Below are 17890 nucleotides of genomic sequence, written 5' to 3'. Positions count from 1 at the left end.
TTATTTTTTAACTTGAGTATCTGTTCCTAATCTTTGTAAATAAGCAATAAGCGCTACAATCTCTCTATTTTTTAAAGGAGAAGCTGTTTCTTTTTCAAATGATTTCTTAATATCTGGATTGGCTAATAAATTGGTTTCAATTTTTGTTGCTTGATCATCCATATGTTTAAGTGCATTGTTAATTTCGGCATCAGTATAAGGAACGCCTAGAGTTACCATAGCTCTCATTTTATCTTGAGTTGACGATCTGTCTAATTCATCTTTAATTAACCATTGATATCTAGGCATGATTGATTTTTCATTTAAATTTTGAGGATCATACATGTGATTAAAATGCCAATCATCTGATCTACCTCCATTAAATGGTTTACCTGATACACCTTCACGGGCTAAATCTGGACCTGTACGTTTAGAACCCCATAAGAATGGATGATCGTAAACAAATTCTCCTGCTTTAGAATAATCTCCATATCGCTCTACTTCTGAACGGAACGGACGAACCATTTGTGAGTGACAACCCACACAACCTTCACGGATGTATAAATCTCTACCTTCTAATTCAAGTGGTGTATATGGTTTAACAGCTGATATTGTAGGTATATTAGATTTTACTAGAATTGTAGGTAAAATTTGGATTAAACCTCCAATTAAAATTGCAACTGTAGTTAACAACATAAATTGAACCGGTTTTCTTTCTAACCAAGAGTGAAGTTTTTCACCTTTTAAACGGTTTGGAGAAATTACAGCTAAAGCTGGCGCCTCTGCTAATTCATCTTCTACTGCAGCACCTTGTTTAACAGTTCTAATGATATTATAAACTAAAACAATTACTCCTGTAAGATATAAAGTACCTCCAATAGCACGCATCCAATACATTGGCATTAATTCGGTTACTGTTTCTAGGAAGTTTCCATATTGTAAAGCACCGCCATCTGGTTTAAATTGTTTCCACATAGAAGCCTGAGTAAACCCAGCTACATACATTGGAAGCGAATATAAAATAATACCTAAAGTACCAATCCAGAAATGAAAGTTTGCTAATTTTTCAGAGAATAATTTCGTTTTAGTCATTCTTGGTATTAACCAATAGATCATACCAAATGATAAGAAACCATTCCATGCTAATGCACCAACGTGAACGTGAGCAATAATCCAATCTGTAAAGTGTGCAATTGCGTTAACGTTTTTAAGAGATAACATTGGTCCTTCAAAAGTTGCCATACCATAACCTGTAATTGCAACTACGAAGAATTTTAATACAGCATCTGTACGAACTTTATCCCAAACACCTCTTAAAGTTAATAAACCATTAATCATACCTCCCCAAGATGGAGCAATCAACATTACAGAGAATACAACTCCTAAGTTTTGAGCCCAATCTGGTAAAGCTGTATATAGTAAATGGTGAGGTCCAGCCCAAATATAAATAAAGATTAACGACCAAAAGTGAATGATAGATAATCGATATGAATATACAGGACGATTTGCAACTTTTGGTACAAAGTAATACATCATACCTAAAAATGGAGTAGTTAAGAAAAATGCTACTGCATTATGTCCGTACCACCATTGCACTAAAGCATCTTGAACTCCTGCATAAACAGAATAAGACTTCATTGCAGAAACTGGTAATTCTAAACTATTAAAAATATGTAAAACCGCAACTGTTACAAACGTAGCAATGTAAAACCAAATGGCTACATATATATGACGTTCTCTTCTCTTTATAATAGTTCCAATCATATTGATACCAAAAACTACCCAAATAAGAGCAATTGCAATATCAATTGGCCATTCTAACTCAGCGTATTCTTTTGAAGTTGAATATCCAAGGGGTAACGATATAGCCGCAGCAACAATAATTAATTGCCATCCCCAAAAGTGAACTTTACTTAAAAAGTCGCTCAGCATTCTTGTTTTTAATAATCGTTGCATGGAATAATAAACTCCTGCAAACATAGCGTTACCAACGAAGGCAAAAATGACCGCATTGGTATGTAAAGGTCTTAAGCGTCCAAAACTTAAAAACGAAATGCCGCTTGTTAAGTTTGGAAACAAAAATAGGAAAGCTAAAATAAGCCCTACTAACATCCCTACTACACCGAAAACGATACTAGCGTAGATGAAATTCCTTACAATTTTGTTGTCGTAATAAAATTGTTGCTTCTCCATAAATTAGATTGATTTTTGTTTTTCTGTTTGTATTAATTTGTTAGGATTTTCTTTTACAATTTCATCGTCAAATAACATTCTGACTGATGGCGTATAATCATCATCATATTGACCACTTTTAACTGCTTTTATAAAAGCAATTAAAAAGAATACTGCTACGCAAATACTAACTGTAATTAATATATAAATGACACTCATACCTTAAAATTGTGTTAACAAAGTTACTTTTACTGCTTTTTATAAAATATGACTTTTATCATATTATGAAATTTTATTATAATTAGTTTACAAATTGCTTTCTGGCGAACAAATTGGTAAGAATTGTTACAAAACTCACTATTGTTATTGTACTTAAAGGCATAATAATAGCAGCTACTATTGGATCTAAATCACCCGTAATTGCATAACTTAAACCCACCACATTATATAATAAAGACAATCCAAAACTCATATAAATGGTTTTCATAGCATTTTTAGAATAGCGCATAAAAAAAGCGATTTTATCAAATTGTGTTGCATCTAAAATTCCATCGCAAGCTGGCGAAAACACATTTACGTTTTCAGAAATAGATAAACCTAAATTACTTTGTGCTAAAGCACCAGCATCGTTTAAGCCATCACCAACCATCATAACGTTTTTACCTTCTTTTTGTAAATTTTCAATATAATCCAGTTTTTGCTCTGGTTTTTGATTGAAAACTAAAATAGTTTTAGCTGGCAACATTTTTTCTAATATGCTACGTTCTCCATCGTTATCCCCTGATAAGATTACTAGATTATAATTATTTGCTAAATTTTCAAATAATGGCTCTAATCCTTTTCTGTATTGATTATTAAATACGTAACTACCTTTGTAAATACCATTGATTTCAACATGGACTTTGGTTTTCTTGTGCGTGTTTTCGGTCATGGTTTTTAGAAATTGAGACGAACCAAGTTTTATTGTATTTCCATCGATTTCGGCGAAAATTCCTTTTCCGATAATTTCCTCGAAGCTTGAAGTGTCTAACTTTTCTTGGTTGGGAATAAACTCGTACAATCTTCGGCTCAAAGGATGATTCGAGCCACGTAAAACATTCTTCAATAATTTTAATTCGGATGAATTTAATTCAATTCCTTCGTAGGTTATTGCGGTTTTTTTATTGGTTGTAATCGTTCCTGTTTTATCAAAAACAATGGTATCTACTTTTGCTAATTGTTCAACAGCCAATGCATTTTTTAAATACAATTTTCTTTTACCCAAAATTCTTAAAACATTACCTAAAGTAAACGGAGCTGTTAATGCCAATGCGCATGGACAAGCTACGATTAATATTGCCGTAAAAACATTAAATGCTGTGGTAACATCTATAAAAACCCAATAAATAAAGGAAACAATAGATAATCCTAATAAAGCAGGCGTAAAATAGCGACTAATTTTATCTGTGATGGTTTTGTGTTGTTGTTCTACTCTTTTTTGGAAGATATCGTTGCTCCATAATTGAGTCAAGTAACTATTTGAAACCGAAAACAAGACTTCCATTTCAATGACTTTCCCCATTTGTTTTCCACCTGCGAATACCTTATCTCCTGATTTTTTCTCAATAGGAACTGCTTCACCTGTTACGAAACTGTAATCGATTGACGCTTTTTCGGAAATTAAAATCCCATCAACCGGAATTAATTCTTGATTTCGAATAAGTAACCTATCCCCTTTTTCTATATCATATACCTGAACCGACTCTTCATCTCCATTTGGTAATATTTTTGTTATTGCAATAGGAAAATACGATTTATAATCGCGCTCAAAAGAAAGAAAATCATACGTTTTCTTTTGGAATAATTTTCCTAAAAGCATAAAGAAAATCAACCCCGTCATACTATCAAAAAAGCCCTGACCATAGCCAAAAATAATATCAACTGTACTTCTAATAAACATTACAATGATACCTAGCGCAATAGGAATATCAAGATTTAAATTGCGACTTTTAATACTTTTCCAAGCAGAAACATAATAACCAGAACCCGAATAAATAAAAGAAGGTAATGATAATGCAAAAATTAACCATCTAAAAAAACCACGGTATTGATTAATCCAAAATTCTTCTACCTCAAAATATTCAGGAAACGAAAGCAGCATAATGTTTCCAAAACAGAAAAAAGCAACACCAATTTTATAAATTAAACTTCGGTCGATATTTTTCTTTCCTTCATCAAAATTTTCTAAACTAATATAAGGTTCATAACCAATTGAACTCAATAGATAAACAATATCCTTTAAAGAAGTTTTTTCGGGTTGAAAAGTTACTCGGACTTTCTTTTCTGGAAAATTTACTTGAGAAGTAGTTATTCCTGGGTGAAGTTTTTGTAGATTTTCCAAAATCCAAATACACGAACTACAGTGTATATGAGGAATGTAGAGTGAAACAATATGTGTTGTACGCTCTTGAAATTCCAATAATTTTGAAACAATTTCTTCATTTTCTAAAAAATCATATTTTCCTTTTATGTCTTGCGGAGTAGCACCCGGAGATGCTTGAAAATCATAATAACACGTTAATTCGTTCTGACTAAAAATTTCGTAAACAGTTTTACACCCATTACAACAAAACTTTTTTTCATCATAAACGATTTCGTCTTTTTTTATAATTTCATTACCACAATGGAAACAATTTTCTGTATCCATATATTTGCTCATTTTACCTGCCACAAAGTTTATAAAAGTGTTCCTTAAAAAATATGATATTTGTCATGCTTTTTCTATATTTGTATAGAATTTTAAACATTTGTTAAAATGGGTAAATGTGAACAATGCATTGTTAGGCAATTTAGTTCTTTAAAAGCTTTAAAAAAGGAAGAACTATTAAGAATGGCGGAGTGTAAAACTTCCTATACCATAAAAAAAGGAGAGCCAATCTTTGAAGAAGGAGACGTTATAAACGGTATTTATTGTGTGAAAGATGGAGTAAGTAAACTATCTAAACTAAGTGAAAACGGTAAAGATCAAATTGTAAAACTAGTAAAAGCAGGAGAACTTTTAGGACAACGCTCTATGATTAGCGATGAACCAGCAAATTTGAGTGCAGTTGCTCTTGAAGATATGGAAGTTTGCTTTATTCCTAAAACAGAAGTGATGCAGTTTTTTAATGAAAACAATCAGTTTTCAATGAATGTAATGCGAACGATATGTGATGATTTAAAAGTTTCAGATGATCATATGGTAAACATGGCTCAAAAAAATGTAAAACAACGATTAGCGGAAACCTTAATATATTTAGAAGAATCTTTTGGAATTCATGAAGACGGATCATTACACATTCAACTATCCAGAGAAGAACTAGCCGGAATGATTGGCACCGCAACCGAAAGTTGTATTAGATTGCTTTCTGAACTTAAAAAAAGCAACTATATCGACTTAATTGGCAAGAAAATAGTTCTTTTAGATAAAAATAAACTTAGAAGAATAGTATAAAAAAATCCGCTGAAGAGCGGATTTCTTTATTATTCTGTTGGTCCATCCCAATTAGAAAAACCACCTAGTAAATTAAAGGTATTTTCAAAACCTAATTGTTCCATGGCATTACAAGCGTTGGCACTACGAACTCCAGCGGCACAATACACATAATAATTTTTCGATTTATCTAACTCCTCTACTCTATAAATAAAACCTTGCCCTTTATAAATATCGATATTTATTGCCGCTGGAATATAACCATCGTTAAATTCATCTTCGGTACGAACATCTAGTATAACACCATTTTCATCTTGCGAAAACTGGCTCCACCATGTGTTTTGATCTAAGTTTGTCATCTTTAATATTTTTTTTCAAAAGTACTATCAAAAAATGCAATTTTAAAACTTTAACAAAAATTTATTAAACATTTGTACATACAAATAAAATAATTACTACATTTGTACATACAAATTTTACAAAAACAAATGCGAATAGAAGAAATCATAAAACCAACTTATCCAATGGCTATTGAAAAGAAAACATTATTAAATGTAATGTTTACTCAAAATATCATTTCAGAAAAGTTTAATGAAATTTTAAAGCCATTTGATTTATCTCCAGAACAATTTAATGTGCTAAGAATTTTAAGAGGACAAAAGGGAAACCCTGTTAATATGTGTACCATTCAAGAAAGAATGATTGCCAAAACCAGTAATACAACTCGGTTAGTTGATAAATTACTTCTAAAAGACTTAGTAATTAGAGAAATTTGTCCTGAGAACAGAAGAAAAATGGAAATTACCATTACCCATAAAGGTTTAGAATTACTTTCAAGTTTAGATCCTTTTGTAAATGAACACGAAAAAGGATTTGCAAAAAACTTAACTATAAACGAATTAGAATTATTAAACGAATTATTAGAGAAATTTAGAAATTAATATTAAAAATTACTATGAATACATTTATTGAAAATCAAAATTGGCGTTATGCTACTAAAAAATTTGATGCTACTAAAAAAATATCAGATAAGGACTTAGAAACTTTAAAAGAAGCTATTCGACTAAGTTCTTCTTCATACGGCTTACAATTGTACAAAGTCTTTATAATTGAAAATCCAGAACTTAGAGCTAAACTTCAACCGGTTTCTTGGGGACAATCACAAATTGTAGATGCTTCTCACCTATTAGTATTTGCTAACATTGTAGATGTACAAGAAAATCATATTGATGAATATGTTCAAAACATTGCTGCTACAAGAGGTTTGTCTATTGAAGACTTAAAAGGGTATTCTGATTTTATGAAATCTAAAATTGTTCCATTATCAGTAGAACAAAAATCTAATTGGACAGCGAAACAAACGTACTTAGCTTTAGGAAATTTAATAAATGCGGCAGCCGAATTAAAAATTGATGTAACTCCAATGGAAGGCTTTGAGCCTGAAAAATATAATGAAATTTTAGGTCTTAATGAGTTAGGCTTAAATGCTTCATTAGTTGCACCTATTGGATATCGTCATGAAGAAGATGCAACGCAACATTATGCAAAAGTTAGAAAATCAACCAAAGAATTATTTGAAACTATTTAATTATAACCCTTAAACATTAAAATTTAAAACATGAAAAATTTAAAATCAATTGCACTAGCTCTTGTAGCTTTAGTAACATTATCGGCAACAGCTCAAACAAAAAAAATTGATGCTTCTAAAAGTGGTATCAACTGGGTAGGTAAAAAAGTAACAGGTTCTCATGAAGGAACAATAAACTTACAAGAAGGTGCTTTAATCTTCAAAGGAAAAAAATTAGTTGGTGGAAACTTTACTGTTAACATGACAACTATTAACACAACTGATTTAGAAGGAAAAGGAAAAGCAAACTTAGATGGTCACTTAAAATCGGATGATTTCTTTGGTGTTGAAAAATATCCAACTGCAACTTTAGTATTCAAATCAATTGGAGAAAAAAGTGAAGGCGTTTATAATGTAACTGCAGATTTAACAATTAAAGGAAAAACAGAATCAATTAAGTTTGAAATTACAGTTTCTGGAAATACAGCTTCTACAAATTTAAAAGTAGACAGAACGAAATATGATATTAAATATGGTTCTGGAAGTTTCTTCTCTGATTTAGGAGACAAAACAATCTATGACGATTTCGAATTATCGGTGAAATTAGTATTCTAATTACCTGGGAAACATTGCTATGAAAAAGGAAAGCCTTGAAGTAAAATTCAAGGCTTTTTTTGTTTCCTTTTAGGATAAATAATAATCCGTTTGTGTTGTGAAATTATTAAATATATGGTGTTAGTGAAATTATTAAATATCTTACTAGAAAAGAAAACTAATGAAGCAAATCAAATATTTTTTGTGTTGTGAAATGACACAAAACTTCTCGAACTTGTACTAACTGCAAATCGAGAATTGTTTCTAATAAAATTTCACTTTTCTCAATATAATTTTCTTACCAAAAGTAATCGAACTAATGTAAAATTATAATTTAAAACTAATTTCATCCAACGAGCAGATATAATAAAAAAGTCCCAAAATTATAAATTTTGGGACTTTCAATAAATTACATTTTACTACTATTTAGACCATTCAGCAATGCTGTCTTTGTTCATTTTTTCGTAATCTCCATTTCCAGCTTTTACAGATAAAGCTAACGATTCTTTTGCAGTTTCAATAGCTCCTTTTTTATCACCATTTTTAGCTTGAATTAATGATTTTAGTCTTAAATACCAAAATGGAACATCTTTATCTTTTGGAGAATTTGAAATTGCACTATTTACCCAAGACAAAGCTTTTGTCATATCACTATTCGTTTGATAATAATATTGAGCTGCAGAAAAATAATCACCTGCAGATGGACCCGCTAATGTTTTTTCGATACTTTTTAACGCTGTTTCTTGAGTTGGAACAGTAAACGGAATAGAAACCATTGTTCTTTCCCAAGCTAATTCAATAACCCCTGAATCATTTGTAAGGTTATTTAAAAAGATTGATAACGATTCTACTGATTTAGTTAATGTTTCTGGTTTAACATTAATTTTTAACGCTACATTAGATTCGTTCCAAGTTTCTGGTAAACCCCAATTGTTAGTATCTGTATAAAAAATAACATCCCAACTATCTGCTTTTGGGGTAGTATACAAGGCATATTTACCTTTCTTTAAATCTTTTCCTCCAACTTTTACATCCTCTGTAAAAGAAATAGTAGTATTTGCATTAGCTCCAGTTCTCCACATTTTTCCAAATGGAACTAAATCGCCATATACCGTTCTACCTTTAGCACTTGGTCTTGAATATTCTACCTGAACTGTAGTTAATCCAACGACTTGCTCTACTTTAGCAGATGGACTCGATTGAGGTGTTTTAACTTGTGCTTCAACAACAAAATTGGCTACTACTAAAGCCAACATAACAATAATTTTTCTCATAGGTTTAAATTTTGATTTTCAAATTTACAAATTGTAATAGAATCAAATGTTAATATAAACTTAAATGAATTATTTTTGTTTAATTTATATATAAAAAGATTAAACAAATTTATATCTTTACAAAAAATTGAACATGAAAATATATCAATTACACAAAAAGCAGAATTTACCTATTACTTTAGATCAAGCTTGGGAATTACTTTCAAATCCTAAAAATCTACAAATAATAACACCTCAATATATGGGGTTTAAAATTTTATCTGGTGCAGACAGACCTATGTTTCCAGGTCAAATTATTCAATATATAGTTACACCTGTACTAGGAATTCCGGCAAAATGGGTAACCGAAATTACACATGTAGTTGACAAACAGTATTTTGTAGATGAGCAACGATTTGGTCCTTATGCGCTTTGGCATCACAAACATTTCATTAAAGAAATTCCTGGTGGAGTTGAAATGGAAGATATAATTGATTATAAAGTACCTATGGGAATTTTAGGTCAATTGGTTCACCCCTTTTTGGTTAAACCAAAACTGGAAGAAATATTTGAATACAGAAGAAAAAAATTAATTGAATTATTTGGTGAATTCAAACAATAAAATCATGAAAAACATACTATTAATAGGTGGTTCTTACGGAATAGGATTAGCCATAGCGCAAGAACTTCAAAACGATAATAATATTTTTGTTGCATCTAGAACTAATGAAAATTTAGTAGGATTGAATGTTACTCATATTCCATTTGATGCTTCAATTGATACTTTAGACACATCAAAACTACCTGCAATTTTAGATGGTTTGGTTTATTGCCCTGGAAGCATTAATTTACGTCCGTTTAGAGGATTAAAACCAGAAGCGTTTGAAACTGATTTACAAATTAATTTCATTAGTTTAGTAAAAGTAATTCAAACTGTTTTACCCAATTTAACAGCTAGTGATCAATCGAGTATTGTATTGTTTAGTTCTGTTGCAGCTTCAATGGGAATGCCGTTTCATACGAGTGTTGCTGCTGCAAAAGGAGCTATTGAAGGTTTTGCAAAAGCATTAGCTGCTGAATATGCTCCAAAAATTAGAGTAAATGTAATTGCTCCATCATTAACTGATACGCCTTTAGCCGATAAATTCTTGAACAACGAAACCAAACAAGAAAAATCAGCGGAACGTCATCCTTTAAAAAGATTTGGAAAACCTGAAGACAGCGCGCAAATGGCAAGTTTTTTATTGAGTGAGAAAAGCAGTTGGATATCGGGACAAATTTTCCACGTAGACGGTGGCATGTCAACATTATTAGTAAACGGATAAGGAATTCAAGGACAAGTAAAAGTACAAGTACAAGTACAAGTTCAAATTCAAGTACAAATTCAAGTACAAAAATCAAACTTGAAACTTGAAACCTGAAATCTAAAACTTGAAACAAATATAGAAACATGAATATTTTTTGGTTTAGACGCGATTTAAGATTGGAGGATAATGTAGGTTTATTTCATGCTTTAAATAGTACTGAAGATGTTTTGCCTATATTTATTTTTGATAGTGAAATTTTATCGCAACTTCCAAAAGATGATGCTCGGGTTTCGTTTATTCACGAACAATTAGAAAAAATCCAGTCGGAATTGAATAAAATTGGAAAATCGTTAGCGGTTTTTCAGGGTAAGCCAATTGAAATTTTTACTCAATTAATTTCCGAAAATACAATTACATCGGTGTATACCAATCACGATTACGAACCATATGCTCGAAAGCGTGATAAGGAAATGAATCAACTTTTTACTACCAATGGAATTTCATTTTTAACAAGCAAAGATCAAGTCATTTTTGAAAAAAGCGAAGTGGTTAAAGATGATGGAACACCTTATGTTGTTTTCACTCCTTTTTCGAAAAAATGGAAAGAAAATTTTAAAAAGATAAAACTGGTTCATTATAATTCAGAAGAAAAATTGGATAAAGTTGCGAAGCACTACTACCCTTTTTTATCGTTAACAGATATTGGTTTTGAAAAATCGAATATAAAAGTATCTTCTTTTGATGTTTCCGAAAATTTAATTCAGAATTACGAAGCAACTCGAAATTTTCCGGCTTTGAATAAAACTTCTTATTTGGGAATTTATCTGAGATTTGGAGCGGTTTCAATTCGTAAAATGATTGCAAAAGCTATCGCTGAAAAAAATGATACCTTTTGGAACGAATTAATTTGGCGCGAATTCTTCATGCAAATTTTATGGCACTTTCCTCATACATACAATTCGAGTTTTAGACCTAAATATGACGGAATAGTATGGAATAATAATGAAGAATTATTTCAAAAATGGTGTGAAGGAAAAACTGGTTATCCTTTTGTTGATGCCGGAATGCGAGAATTAAACTCAACTGGTCACATGCACAATCGTGTTCGAATGATTGTAGCAAGTTTTCTATGCAAACATTTGCTAATCGATTGGCGTTGGGGCGAAACTTATTTTGCTCAAAAATTACTAGATTATGAAATGGCGAGTAATGTTGGAAATTGGCAATGGGCAGCAGGTTCTGGAGTTGATGCTGCACCGTATTTTAGAATTTTCAATCCAACCGAACAAATTAAGAAATTTGATAAAGATTTAAAATATATCAAAAAATGGATTCCGGAATTGGAAACCGAATATTATCCAAAACCTATTGTAGATCACAAAGAAGCACGAGAACGTTGCTTAAAAGTGTACAAAGAAGCCGTTGGATAACTAAGTTACCCTAAATAAAAAACTCATAAAATGAAAGTTGTTTGGTTCAAGAGAGATTTGCGTTTGCACGATCATGAAGCCTTACATGAAGCATTATCGACTTCTGGTAAAACTTTATTGCTTTATATTTTTGAACCTTCGCTGATGAAAGATATTCACTACAGTCAGCGTCATTTTGATTTCATCAAACAATCGCTAGAATCGTTACAAAAAGAACTTTTAAAACATCATACTCAAATATTAATTGTTAAAGGAGAAGCGGTTTCGGTAATTAAAAAATTAACCCAACTTATCTCTATAAGAGCATTTTATTCGCATCAAGAAACAGGAAGAAAACTGACTTATGACAGAGATATTGCAGTGGGCAAACTCCTAAAAGAAAAAGGGATTGTCTGGAACGAATATATTACCAATGGTGTCATTCGAGGCATAAAAAATAGAAAAAATTGGAAAGAAGATTGGTATGATTATATGGATAAAGATTGCTTACCTTTTAACCCAACAACAAGAAGTTTTGTAAAATATATTGAAATTGAAGAATTAGAAAATCATTTTGAAATTCCTTCTATAAACACAATTCATAACGGAAATTTTCAAAAAGGAGGCGTTTCAACTGCTATTCGTTACATGAATTCTTTTTTTGAAGAACGGGTGCAAAATTACAGCAATCACATTTCAAAACCCGAGTTAGGCAGAAAAGGTTGTAGTCGATTATCGCCTTATATTGCTTGGGGAAATTTATCGATTCGACAAGTGTATACCAGAGCTTTGGAAATTCACCAACAAGGAAAATTCAAACGTCAGATTTCTAATTTTGCATCAAGATTACGTTGGCAAGCCCATTTCATCCAGAAGTTTGAAATGGAAAGTACGATGGAATTTATTTCGGTGAATAAAGGATATCGCAATTTGAATCAGACTGTTAATCAAAAATATCACAAAGCTTGGATAACTGGAAATACGGGAGTTCCTCTAGTTGATGCTTGCATGCGTTGTTTGAATTCTACTGGCTATTTGAATTTTAGAATGCGCGCTTTGGTAGTTTCATTTTACACGCATCATTTGTTCCAACCTTGGCAAAATTGTAGTCCGCATTTGGCACAACAATTTCTAGATTTTGAACCCGGGATTCATTATCCGCAAATTCAAATGCAAGCTGGTGTAACTGGAATTAATACCTTACGTGTTTATAATCCGGTAAAAAACTCATACGAACATGATGCTGATGGCACTTTTATTAAAAAATGGGTTCCTGAATTAGCAATTATTCCTGCAGAATTTATTCATGAACCTTGGAAATTGACTCCAATAGAACAAATGTTGTATAATTTTGAAATTGGAAAAGATTATCCTTTACCTATTGTGAATTTAGAAGAAGCTAGGAAATTTTCTAGCGATTTCTTTTGGTCGATGCGAAAAAATGAGTCGGTTAAAAAAGACAGCAAACGAATTTTAGAAACACACACTTTTCAAGATAATGAAAAGCATTAATTCAAATTACTGACTTTTTCAAAATTCAATTCATTAAAATGCTGAACAACAACATTTGCTTTTGACAAATCCTGATTTTTAGAGTGTAAACTGTTATAGCCCACACAGAAAATTTCGGCAGAAACAGCAGCCTGAATTCCGTTTGTACTATCTTCAATTACAATACAATTTTCTTTAGGTGCAATAGATAAACTAGCGGCATGTAGAAAAATAGCAGGATGCGGTTTCGATTTTGGAAAATCTTCACCCGAAACTATATGAGTAAAATATTGATGTAAATTAAAGCGTGTAAACACTCGGTTAATGGTAACATGAGAAGCAGAAGAAGCTACAATTAATTGAATTCCGTTGACATACAAATCTTTAATTAAATCTTCAACTCCTTCTATTAAATACAAATCTTCTTTAGAATCAAAAGCATCATTAAATAAATGACGTTTACGTAAAACCAAATCTTCTACATTTTCAGATAAATTGAATTGTTCCTTTAATTTTTGAAAAATATTACGTGTAGAATTACCTGTAAACGAAGTATACATTTCATCGGTTACATTGATATTTAATTCTTTAAAATGCTTATGATACGCATAATAATGAACCGGTTCGGTATCCACAATTACGCCATCCATATCGAAAATTACAGTTTTTATCATTATTATAATCGTTAAAATCTAAAATATTTTTTGGAACATGTTATATCATTGAAAATTAGAATTCAAATTCTCTCCCATCATCCGCCAAAAACACATTTTCAAAAATAGTTTGTGCTTCTGTTTTAAAAGGTTCGATGGAACCATATCGTGTTGAATAATGTCCTAAAATCAGTTGATTCACATTTGCTAATTTCGCAATTTTTGCGGCTTCTTTTGCGGTGGTGTGCTTTGTTTTTTCAGTATAATGTGCTTCTGAATCCAAAAAAGTAGCTTCATGATACAACACATCAACCTCATTTATAATGGGAACAATTGATTCGTCATACATTGTATCACTACAAAAGGCATAACTTTTAGTAGCGTCTGGTGGCAAAGATAATAACTCGTTATCAATTACTTCCCCTGAATCTAATGTTACATTTCCTCCTGATTTGATTTTGTCGAAATAACATTTTTCAATTTTGTATGTAGCAACCGCTTCAATATTCAAATGACGTTTTCCAACTTTTTCTTGAAACAAAAATCCGTTGGTATAAATACGATGATTTAAAGGAATTGTTTTTACAACTACGGTATCATCTTCAAAAACCACTTCACTTTCTTTAGATTCTAATTCGTGGAAATACAAATTGTAACCCGTAAACGACCCCGAAGCACGCAATTGTAACAAAATAATTTCTTTTACTCCTTTTGGCCCATAAACGTGTAAATCGTTTTCGCGATTTAACAACATAAATGTCGAAATTAAACCAATTAATCCATAAAAATGATCGCCGTGTAAATGCGAAATAAAAATATGATTAATGCGAGAAAACTTAATTTTATGCTTGCGCAATTGCACTTGTGTTCCTTCACCACAATCGATTAGAAATAAATGATTCTTTATGTCTAACACTTGTGATGTTGGGTTGGTTATCGTTCTTGGAGTAGCTGCGTAACAGCCGAGTATTTGTAGTTTCATTTTTTAGTGGTCAGTCGCAGTGTTCAGTCGCAGTTTTCAGTCGCAGTTACTGAATACTGTAAACTGAGACTGTAAACTTTTATTAAAATCCTAAATCGCGTTCAATTTCGTCCATTTCAATCATGTCATGAGCTTCTAAAACGGAAGGAACCACGTTTAAATAATTTGGTACTTTATCAAAATCAACTGCGTCAGAAACAATAATCATTGATTTTTTTGCTTTTTTATGGGTTTTAGCCAATTCTTTAAAATGGACTAAATCTTTATTAGAAAGCGATTTATCATGCGACACATCCAAAATTAAATTCTGACCTTGAAATGCATGATATTCATTGGTTATTTTACCCACAAAAGCTTCCACATTATTTTGTGTATCTTTGATGATGGTGGTATGTCCTTTTTGATCTACTTTCATTTTGGTGGTATTACTTTACTGATTACTGCTAATATACTTATTTTTTAAATTTCTTGAATAAGAAATAAAGAATAAGCGATAATGTTATTGAAAAAGATAAAAACAAGATATAATTAGTATTATTCTTTTTATCTCTTAACTTTTTTGAAATAACTTTTTTATTTTCTCTTTCTAAACTATTGATTTTATTTGATAATTCATGTTTTTCAATAGCTTTTAATCTATCTTCAACAAATTTTTTATCAAAACCATAGCCAATAGCCATTTTATAAAGCTCTTTGTATTGATTTGATTTCTTCCCTAGTAAATAATCAATATTTGCTAAATCAAACAATAAAACAGCAATTGATTTATCTTTCTCTTTTATAAATGACATTCTTTCGTTTAGCTGAAAATAAATTTGAAATCTTAAAGATTCAAGATTCTCATTTTTTAAATTTGTCTTAGGAAGTGATTCAAAAGTAAAATTAGTATTTATTATGTTTTGACTTGAAAAAATCAAATTATTAACTTTAGCTTTTAAAATATTTACATGAATCCATTCAGAACTATTATGTGAAATAGGATTAATTTTTAATGCTTTTTCAATCCATTTTAAAGCATTTACATTATCACCCGTCAATTCATAAATTGTACCTAAATTGGAAGCTGTAGAATATCGATTAGGATGTGTTTTCTCAATTTGATTATATAATTTTATTGCTTCATTGTATTTTTTTTGAAGAATTAAAACTACTCCAATATCAGATAAATAATCAATATCATTTGTTTCTTTATATAACTTTCTTAAGTCTTTAATAATTGCTTCAAAATCATTTTTATAAAAATCATGCCCTTTAGGAATATTCATATATTCACTATCTTGATATAATAGAACTCCATTTTTTAATTCTAAAGTTTCACCATTCAAACAGCCAAAACTAAATTGGGTTTGAAAAATCAAAATGAATGTAATTAACTTTAAAATACTTTTCATTACATTAATTCTTAATCTTACTTGCCAATAAATAAATCACTGCCATACGAACCGCTACTCCATTTTCCACCTGATTTAAAATAACGGATTGCTGTGAATCGGCTACATCGGAAGTAATTTCAACTCCTCTGTTGATTGGCCCTGGGTGCATGATTACGATTTCTTTATTTAGCGAATCTAATAATTCTTTGGTTACACCATATTGTTGGGTGTATTCTCTTGTCGTAGGGAAATAACTTACATCTAAACGTTCATTTTGCACACGTAACATATTAGCTACATCTGCCCATTCTAAAGCTTTTCTTAAATTTGGTTCAACGGATACTCCGAGAGATTCTATGTATTTAGGAATCAACGTTTTTGGGCCGCACACTTTTACTTCTGCTCCTTGCATTTGTAAAGCAAAAATATTGGACAACGCTACTCTTGAGTGCAAAATATCGCCTACAATTACGATTTTCTTTCCACCTACATCACCTAATTTTTCTCTTATCGTAAAACTATCTAATAAAGCCTGTGTTGGATGTTCGTGAGCGCCATCTCCTGCATTTACAATACTTGCACTAACATTTTGCGATAAAAAGTGAGCCGCTCCAGGACTACTGTGACGCATAACCACCATATCTACTTTCATTGACAAGATGTTATTTACGGTATCTATCAAAGTTTCGCCTTTTTTAACCGAAGACTGTGCAGCAGAAAAACTAATAACATCCGCTGAAAGTCGTTTTTGAGCTAATTCGAAAGATAATTTGGTTCTGGTGCTGTTTTCGAAGAAAATATTAGCAATCGTAACATCTCTAAGTGATGGTACTTTTTTGATGGGACGATTAATTACTTCTTTAAACTGGTCGGCCGTTTCGAAGATTAAATCGATATCACTTTTTGTTATATGTTTTATTCCGATTAAATGATTTACTGATAATTCTTTCATTTATTTTGGTTGTTTGTTGTTTGTAGTTAGTGGTTTATTGTTACATTATTTTGTTACCAAATACACGGCATCTTCTCCATCGTTTTCAAGCCATTTTACTAATACTTTTTCATTATTTATGGCATCTACTTGTCTTCCTCTATAATCGGGCTGAATAGGTAAATGACGGCTAAATCTTCTGTCTATTAAAGTTAGTAATTCTACCTCTGATGGTCTTCCGAAGGATTGAATAGCTGTTAAAGCGGCATTGATACTTCTTCCGGTATATAAAACATCATCAATAAAAACTACTTTTTTATCTTCTACTAAAAAATCGATTTGTGTTTTATTGGCTTCTAATGGTTTTTCGCCTCTTCTAAAATCATCACGAAAAAAAGTAATATCTAAAAACCCCAATTGTATATTGGAAACTTGGTAATCTGATTCTAAAATTTGTTTGATTCTTTCGGCTAAAAATTTACCTCGAGGTTGTAAACCGATTAAGATCGTATTTGAGAAATCTAAATGATTTTCAATTAGTTGACAAGCTAATCGATGCAAGATGATGTGTACTTCTTTTGAAGTGAGCAAAACTTTTTGACTCATGATGTGTTGTTTGTACAAATTTAGAATTTATATTTCTAATAGCAATCGTATTGTAAAAAAAAGAGAATATTGATATTTTATTTTTTTGCCACGGATTTCATGGATTTAAAAGGATTACCATT

General features: G+C 31.0%; 19 protein-coding genes. 8 read left to right on the top strand and 11 right to left on the bottom strand.

Annotated features, from left to right (window positions below):
- The 3 genes from ccoN to GFJ99_RS10310 form a co-directional block, all read right to left on the bottom strand.
- Positions 1-2172, bottom strand: a complete 2172-nt coding sequence (gene ccoN / locus GFJ99_RS10320; RefSeq protein WP_153208636.1) for a cytochrome-c oxidase, cbb3-type subunit I — start codon at positions 2170-2172, stop codon at positions 1-3.
- A 3-nt stretch (positions 2173-2175) separates the two neighbouring features.
- Complete coding sequence (gene ccoS / locus GFJ99_RS10315) at positions 2176-2370, bottom strand: cbb3-type cytochrome oxidase assembly protein CcoS (protein ID WP_008257775.1); 195 nt, start codon at positions 2368-2370, stop codon at positions 2176-2178.
- Positions 2371-2452: 82 nt separating this feature from the next.
- Entirely contained in the window at positions 2453-4837 is a 2385-nt protein-coding gene (locus GFJ99_RS10310; RefSeq protein WP_153208635.1) for a heavy metal translocating P-type ATPase metal-binding domain-containing protein, read from the bottom strand.
- Between the two features lie 108 nt (positions 4838-4945).
- Between GFJ99_RS10310 and GFJ99_RS10305 the strand changes: the two genes are divergently transcribed.
- Positions 4946-5623 carry a Crp/Fnr family transcriptional regulator gene (locus GFJ99_RS10305; protein ID WP_153208634.1) on the top strand — a complete coding sequence of 226 codons (678 nt, stop codon included), beginning with the start codon at positions 4946-4948 and terminating at the stop codon, positions 5621-5623.
- 29 nt (positions 5624-5652) lie between these two features.
- Here GFJ99_RS10305 and GFJ99_RS10300 read toward each other — a convergent pair whose 3' ends face one another.
- Positions 5653-5961, bottom strand: a complete 309-nt coding sequence (locus GFJ99_RS10300; protein WP_153208633.1) for a rhodanese-like domain-containing protein — start codon at positions 5959-5961, stop codon at positions 5653-5655.
- Positions 5962-6090: 129 nt separating this feature from the next.
- Here GFJ99_RS10300 and GFJ99_RS10295 point away from each other — a divergent pair, with 129 nt between their 5' ends.
- Genes GFJ99_RS10295 through GFJ99_RS10285 form a run of 3 tightly spaced genes read left to right on the top strand, consistent with a single transcriptional unit; the run spans position 6091 to position 7784 of the window.
- Entirely contained in the window at positions 6091-6543 is a 453-nt protein-coding gene (locus GFJ99_RS10295) for a MarR family winged helix-turn-helix transcriptional regulator (protein ID WP_008257771.1), read from the top strand.
- A 14-nt stretch (positions 6544-6557) separates the two neighbouring features.
- Positions 6558-7190 (top strand): NAD(P)H-dependent oxidoreductase, encoded by a 633-nt coding sequence (locus tag GFJ99_RS10290; protein ID WP_008257757.1) that lies wholly within the window; start codon positions 6558-6560, stop codon positions 7188-7190.
- A 30-nt stretch (positions 7191-7220) separates the two neighbouring features.
- On the top strand, positions 7221-7784 hold the full coding sequence (locus GFJ99_RS10285) for a YceI family protein (RefSeq protein ID WP_008257754.1): 564 nt from the start codon (positions 7221-7223) through the stop codon (positions 7782-7784).
- A gap of 401 nt (positions 7785-8185) precedes the next feature.
- Here GFJ99_RS10285 and GFJ99_RS10280 read toward each other — a convergent pair whose 3' ends face one another.
- Positions 8186-9037, bottom strand: coding sequence for a DUF2911 domain-containing protein (locus GFJ99_RS10280; RefSeq protein WP_153208632.1), 852 nt, complete (start codon positions 9035-9037; stop codon positions 8186-8188).
- 133 nt (positions 9038-9170) lie between these two features.
- Here GFJ99_RS10280 and GFJ99_RS10275 point away from each other — a divergent pair, with 133 nt between their 5' ends.
- The 4 genes from GFJ99_RS10275 (at position 9171) to GFJ99_RS10260 (ending at position 13244) form a co-directional block, all read left to right on the top strand.
- On the top strand, positions 9171-9638 hold the full coding sequence (locus GFJ99_RS10275; protein ID WP_153208631.1) for an SRPBCC family protein: 468 nt from the start codon (positions 9171-9173) through the stop codon (positions 9636-9638).
- 4 nt (positions 9639-9642) lie between these two features.
- Positions 9643-10341, top strand: coding sequence for an SDR family NAD(P)-dependent oxidoreductase (locus GFJ99_RS10270; protein WP_153208630.1), 699 nt, complete (start codon positions 9643-9645; stop codon positions 10339-10341).
- 125 nt (positions 10342-10466) lie between these two features.
- On the top strand, positions 10467-11753 hold the full coding sequence (locus tag GFJ99_RS10265) for a deoxyribodipyrimidine photo-lyase (protein ID WP_153208629.1): 1287 nt from the start codon (positions 10467-10469) through the stop codon (positions 11751-11753).
- 30 nt (positions 11754-11783) lie between these two features.
- Entirely contained in the window at positions 11784-13244 is a 1461-nt protein-coding gene (locus tag GFJ99_RS10260; RefSeq protein WP_153208628.1) for a cryptochrome/deoxyribodipyrimidine photo-lyase family protein, read from the top strand.
- Here the strand turns inward: GFJ99_RS10260 and GFJ99_RS10255 are convergent.
- The 6 genes from GFJ99_RS10255 to pyrR all read right to left on the bottom strand — a co-directional run bounded on the left by GFJ99_RS10255 (position 13241) and on the right by pyrR (position 17768).
- On the bottom strand, positions 13241-13897 hold the full coding sequence (locus GFJ99_RS10255; RefSeq protein ID WP_153208627.1) for an HAD family phosphatase: 657 nt from the start codon (positions 13895-13897) through the stop codon (positions 13241-13243). The two genes, GFJ99_RS10260 and GFJ99_RS10255, sit on opposite strands and share 4 nt — an antisense overlap.
- Positions 13898-13952: 55 nt before the next feature.
- Positions 13953-14858 carry a ribonuclease Z gene (locus tag GFJ99_RS10250; protein WP_153208626.1) on the bottom strand — a complete coding sequence of 302 codons (906 nt, stop codon included), beginning with the start codon at positions 14856-14858 and terminating at the stop codon, positions 13953-13955.
- An 82-nt stretch (positions 14859-14940) separates the two neighbouring features.
- The gene (locus GFJ99_RS10245) at positions 14941-15273 is read right to left on the bottom strand and encodes a ribonuclease Z (protein WP_153208625.1); all 333 of its coding nucleotides are present in this window, start codon (positions 15271-15273) and stop codon (positions 14941-14943) included.
- 37 nt (positions 15274-15310) lie between these two features.
- Positions 15311-16249 carry a M48 family metallopeptidase gene (locus GFJ99_RS10240; protein WP_153208624.1) on the bottom strand — a complete coding sequence of 313 codons (939 nt, stop codon included), beginning with the start codon at positions 16247-16249 and terminating at the stop codon, positions 15311-15313.
- Between the two features lie 4 nt (positions 16250-16253).
- Complete coding sequence (locus tag GFJ99_RS10235) at positions 16254-17183, bottom strand: aspartate carbamoyltransferase catalytic subunit (protein WP_153208623.1); 930 nt, start codon at positions 17181-17183, stop codon at positions 16254-16256.
- 45 nt (positions 17184-17228) lie between these two features.
- Positions 17229-17768, bottom strand: coding sequence for a bifunctional pyr operon transcriptional regulator/uracil phosphoribosyltransferase PyrR (pyrR, locus tag GFJ99_RS10230; RefSeq protein ID WP_008257741.1), 540 nt, complete (start codon positions 17766-17768; stop codon positions 17229-17231).
- Between the last annotated feature and the right edge of the window lie 122 nt (positions 17769-17890).

Origin of the sequence: Flavobacterium sp. LMO6, from assembly GCF_009495795.1 — a bacterium.
In the GTDB taxonomy this organism is placed as follows: domain Bacteria; phylum Bacteroidota; class Bacteroidia; order Flavobacteriales; family Flavobacteriaceae; genus Flavobacterium.
The sequence above is the reverse complement of the archived record's forward strand: the minus strand, read 5'-3'. Positions and strand labels throughout refer to the sequence as shown.